Genomic DNA, 4117 nt, shown 5'->3' with positions numbered 1-4117 from the left:
TGTCGAATGGTCGGCTTAATAGCTCACGCTATGCCGACATTCGTCTGCAAGTTTAGTTAAGGGTTCTTCTCAACTTCAATAAATTTTCTCGGCATAAATGCGTTTCCTAATCTTTTTTAGAACGATTAATCAAAAAATAACCTAAAAGACCACAAGCCAAAATAAATAAAAATATAAGCATTTTCTATCTCCTTTTTAGCAAACTTTATCACATTACTTTTTAATCGTGAAACCTTGCTCTAATCCATTCATACAAGCCAATAAATAGTCCTATAGCAAATATATAAGGTAAACCATAAGCAATATACCAAACAAATGTCATAAAGCCCTCAGACGCTCTTATTTTGCTCGCTATGGCTTTCTGTAATACATCTACATGCAAGAAACTCATAAAATCACTGCCTATGGTCATAATTAAAGCAAATAACATAAAGACTAACAACATAGCCCCAATACCTGTAAATAACTGTTTCTGCCTTTTTTGATAGTGTTCATGTGATGCTCTCACTTTACGTAACATTTCTTCGTTTTCATCTTGAACTTTACGAATATCTTGTCGTAGTTCTGATTGAATATCTTCTGTATTCACTTTTTTTAAATTATCTTGAAGTAATCTCACAAAATCATTATGTGTTTTTATGCTATTATCTCGAAAGTCCTTCATCGTCTCTTTCAATTTTGATGTGATTGCTTCTTGTTCTTTCTCTCTCGTTTTCTGACTCTCTTGTATCTCTCCCAAATACTTTACTATTAGCTTGTTTTGTCTTTTGAGTTCGTTCAATTCTTCGTTTTTCAAGTTGTTTTGTGTGCTGCTCGACTGCGTCCCAGTTGACCTTGAATCCGTCTGCATATTTGGGTTCTCTTTGTTGTTCTTGATGTCTTTCATGCTCATAGTCAATCGCCCCTTTTTCATAATCTGAACCTAGCGTTCTTCCACGCACCCATTTATTTGCATTTTCAGGCTTATATGAGATTGTTTCGCCACGAAGCTTAACTTTTACCCCTTTTTCTTCTAAATGCTCTGAAAACGTCTCTAAATTGCTTGTATGTTCTTTTGCATTTTCAATCAATTCACGTAATTCATCTTTCCAAGAATATTCTTCTTTATCAAAAACAATAGCTTTTTCTGCCTGAGTGTAGCGAATTTTTGCCTGTCTGTTTGGAATTGATAGATTATGTGAAATACATATTTCATCATTTGCTCTTTTAACTAATTCACGTTGTTTTTTATTACTTTGATATTTCTTTCCAGTTTCTAGATCAACTGAATTAATCACAATATGATTATGATAATGGTCTTTATCTGTATGCGTATAAACAGCTACTTGATGGTTAGGTGCTATTTCTTCTGCAAGTTCTAAGCCAAGTTGATTACATTGTTCAGGTGTTACTTCGCCAGGTTTAAAAGACTGAATAACCGTATGTGCTTGAATCCCATCTTCTTTACCATATAAGGCTCTTGTTTGTTTGAAAGCCGATTTCGCATAATCTACATCACAATTCAAACCACTTTTTTCTTTTGCACGTTTCTCTGCGTAATTGATTGCTCGACTTGCTGATTTGGTATTACCTAATTTAGTTGTTGCCATTTTCATCACTACTTGTTGGTTTAGGTGCAATGATATCTCTTGAAACTCCAACAACAATTAAAATACCAATAAAAATAAGTGACCATTTTGCATTTCCGTAATCTGTGAATAATACAAAAGCACCATATCCTAAAACCAAAACAACTAAAATAATGTTAAATATAATTCTTAATTTATCTTTTGCCATATCTCATCAAACCTTTCACGTACTGCATTGATATTATATTCCAAGCCTTCATAATTCGGGGCTTCATGTTGATGTTGATTGCAATATTTAGCAATCTGATTTACATTCGCACCCAACTTACTTAAATCTTTGGCAATCGATTGTCGCGTCTCTTTATCAAATTTGGGCGCTACCAATCGACTCCCATGTGCCTTTTTCTTAACGAAATTCGGCACACTCATATTCAAAGTTTCGGCTGATGACCTTAACTTTTCATATTCGGATTCGCTCACTCTGAAACTAATTTGTTTTGGCTCTTTGCGGTTGGGTTTTCGGTTTTCCCCAACAGGCAAATCGCTAGCCAAATTATTATCATGTTCACTCATTCAATCCCACCACGTTTCTTCGAAATATATGACTTTCTATATTTGTAGATTATATGATAATCAACAAAATTCCAAGTGATATTGTGGTTTAGCAAGCGTCGTATATTCTAGCCACTTCGTTCTGAATATACCGGCTTGATGGGAATATTCCCATACCCTTTATGTTTTTGCTAACGCAAAAAATGAGTGGCAAAATGCTAGCCACTCATAGTTCAAAACCAAATTCAAAATCAAAATCTCTGCAACCAAAAATGTGGTTGCTATACGTTCATAAATTTTATGATCACTTGCGTGTATAAAATTTAATTCACTAAGTTCAAAGTCAAAATCAATCTGGATATTCTGTATGAATTTTTAATCCATAAATCTCATACAGAATATCACTAGTATAAACATTTATTTCTTGGATTAGCATTTTAATATTAAAATCATTATCTTCAATATCTTTCTCTAAATCTTTTAACTCAAGTGAATGTTTCTCTATACTTTCAATAAATTTTGATAAGCGTTCTTTTGTTTCTTGTTCCATAAAATCGTCTCCCCTAACCAAAAATTCAAATGCTTCTGTAACTGATTTTCATTTTCCTTTAAGGTCAATTTCATTAATTCAGTTAAATCAATTGGCGATATATTTTGCATTAGTTTACGCATTTTGTATTTTCTTCTACGTTCTAATTTTCCCCACTCATTCTCATCAAACAACAACGCCATAATTGTGTGGCGTTCTGTAGCTTTTTCAATTGTTGTATAATCAGGTTTCAATATATGCAAATCGTCAAAACACCCATTCCACATATCAACCATATTTCGTTTTAGTTCAATTTCTACACGCCATAAATGTTCAGACATAACATCAACATCTGCATTGTCTTTACGCTCTTTTTTCTTGTTATAAATTCTGATAAATCTATCACTATCACGAGAACCAAAGTACTTTGTTTCTGCAATGCCACTTGTTCCGTAAAAAACGGTTTTTTTCAACGCTTTATCTGACATAGCATAGTAATCGCTCAAATCATCTTCAAAATCAAAAGCTAAATCTAATCTCGTAAAACCGTCATCTTCCATGTAGTCGATAATATTTTGTTTTAACCAAATCATTTCTTCATGTGAAAGTTTATTTGGATTAAATTCGACACGCATATTACGTCTATCCCAAGTATCTGCTTTTACTTTGTCATATTCGATATAAACTTTTTCTTGTAATGCTTTAGCTTTAAATTTTGTTTGAAGCATATCCCAAAGTCGTATTTGTGGTTCTAGACTCATAAATTCAGATAGCTTTTTAGCATTGTTTTTGTTCAAATTCCCAACGATTGTCATCGCATCAAAACTTAATTTTGGGTGGGGGGTGTCATCAATATGTACACCTAACCGGCTATTAGAGTAGCCGGTTTTAGAAAAATTGTCTAAATCGTGATTTTCTAAGTGATTTGTATGATTATTTTTACTCATAAAAAATCGACTCCTTAATTTAAGAAGTCGCTCACCCGAATATATATCTTGAAGAATAAACTTATATCGTTTAATATCTAGATATACAAAATATAAAAAAACAACTTAGTGTTTTTTCTTTGGGTAAGTCGCATTCACAAACTTTGGACGGGGCGTGAGCGACTTCTTTTTATTTGTTTATTAATATAACACTATCAAAAGACTTGGTCTAATCAGATCAGGTCTTTTTCTGTTTTAAAACCTTAGCAACTAAATATACTGCATTTACTCCAGTGATTATTGCTAATATAACTGATACAGTTAAACTTTCTAATCGCATAGTTAATATTAAAAGCATGCAAAGAATAACGTTTAAAACTGTTGATATAAGCAATCCCTTATCTAAATTATTACTCATCTTCTTCAACTCCTTTTATTGCTTTATTCCAATTGCTTTATTGACGTTGAGCCTCGGAACCCTTAACAATCCCAAAACTTGTCGAATGGTCGGCTTAATAGCTCACGCTATGCCGACATTCGTC

The 4117-nt window shown here is 32.9% G+C and carries 7 protein-coding genes; all 7 read right to left on the bottom strand.

Annotated elements, in window-relative coordinates:
• Window positions 1–220: 220 nt before the first annotated feature.
• The 7 genes from FHL06_RS11985 to FHL06_RS11955 all read right to left on the bottom strand — a co-directional run bounded on the left by FHL06_RS11985 (window position 221) and on the right by FHL06_RS11955 (window position 3993).
• The gene (locus FHL06_RS11985; protein WP_310806658.1) at window positions 221–664 is read right to left on the bottom strand and encodes a DUF334 domain-containing protein; all 444 of its coding nucleotides are present in this window, start codon (window positions 662–664) and stop codon (window positions 221–223) included.
• Complete coding sequence (locus FHL06_RS11980) at window positions 645–1589, bottom strand: relaxase/mobilization nuclease domain-containing protein (protein WP_133422397.1); 945 nt, start codon at window positions 1587–1589, stop codon at window positions 645–647. Before FHL06_RS11980 ends, FHL06_RS11985 begins: the two co-directional genes overlap by 20 nt.
• Entirely contained in the window at window positions 1576–1776 is a 201-nt protein-coding gene (locus FHL06_RS11975) for a hypothetical protein (protein ID WP_107537902.1), read from the bottom strand. The genes FHL06_RS11980 and FHL06_RS11975 overlap by 14 nt, the downstream gene beginning before the upstream one ends.
• On the bottom strand, window positions 1758–2141 hold the full coding sequence (locus FHL06_RS11970; RefSeq protein ID WP_133422396.1) for a plasmid mobilization protein: 384 nt from the start codon (window positions 2139–2141) through the stop codon (window positions 1758–1760). Before FHL06_RS11970 ends, FHL06_RS11975 begins: the two co-directional genes overlap by 19 nt.
• Before the next feature lie 328 nt (window positions 2142–2469).
• Window positions 2470–2670 (bottom strand): hypothetical protein, encoded by a 201-nt coding sequence (locus FHL06_RS11965; RefSeq protein WP_133422394.1) that lies wholly within the window; start codon window positions 2668–2670, stop codon window positions 2470–2472.
• A complete protein-coding gene (locus FHL06_RS11960; protein ID WP_153386817.1) occupies window positions 2622–3596 on the bottom strand; it encodes a replication initiation factor domain-containing protein in 975 nt (324 codons plus the stop codon). The genes FHL06_RS11965 and FHL06_RS11960 overlap by 49 nt, the downstream gene beginning before the upstream one ends.
• A 217-nt stretch (window positions 3597–3813) precedes the next feature.
• Window positions 3814–3993, bottom strand: a complete 180-nt coding sequence (locus FHL06_RS11955; protein WP_133422400.1) for a hypothetical protein — start codon at window positions 3991–3993, stop codon at window positions 3814–3816.
• Between the last annotated feature and the right edge of the window lie 124 nt (window positions 3994–4117).

It is taken from the genome of Companilactobacillus halodurans (genome assembly GCF_009600985.1).
GTDB lineage: Bacteria > Bacillota > Bacilli > Lactobacillales > Lactobacillaceae > Companilactobacillus > Companilactobacillus halodurans.
This window is presented reverse-complemented; position numbering and strand designations above follow the sequence as displayed.

What these genes read in the sequence shown, in the direction of transcription:
- FHL06_RS11980 (WP_133422397.1), bottom strand. Translation starts at nt 1,589, where the DNA reads ATGGCAACAACTAAATTAGGTAATACCAAATCAGCAAGTCGAGCAATC.
- FHL06_RS11960 (WP_153386817.1), bottom strand. Translation starts at nt 3,596, where the DNA reads ATGAGTAAAAATAATCATACAAATCACTTAGAAAATCACGATTTAGAC.
- FHL06_RS11985 (WP_310806658.1), bottom strand. Translation starts at nt 664, where the DNA reads ATGAAGGACTTTCGAGATAATAGCATAAAAACACATAATGATTTTGTG.
- FHL06_RS11970 (WP_133422396.1), bottom strand. Translation starts at nt 2,141, where the DNA reads ATGAGTGAACATGATAATAATTTGGCTAGCGATTTGCCTGTTGGGGAA.
- FHL06_RS11955 (WP_133422400.1), bottom strand. Translation starts at nt 3,993, where the DNA reads ATGAGTAATAATTTAGATAAGGGATTGCTTATATCAACAGTTTTAAAC.
- FHL06_RS11965 (WP_133422394.1), bottom strand. Translation starts at nt 2,670, where the DNA reads ATGGAACAAGAAACAAAAGAACGCTTATCAAAATTTATTGAAAGTATA.
- FHL06_RS11975 (WP_107537902.1), bottom strand. Translation starts at nt 1,776, where the DNA reads ATGGCAAAAGATAAATTAAGAATTATATTTAACATTATTTTAGTTGTT.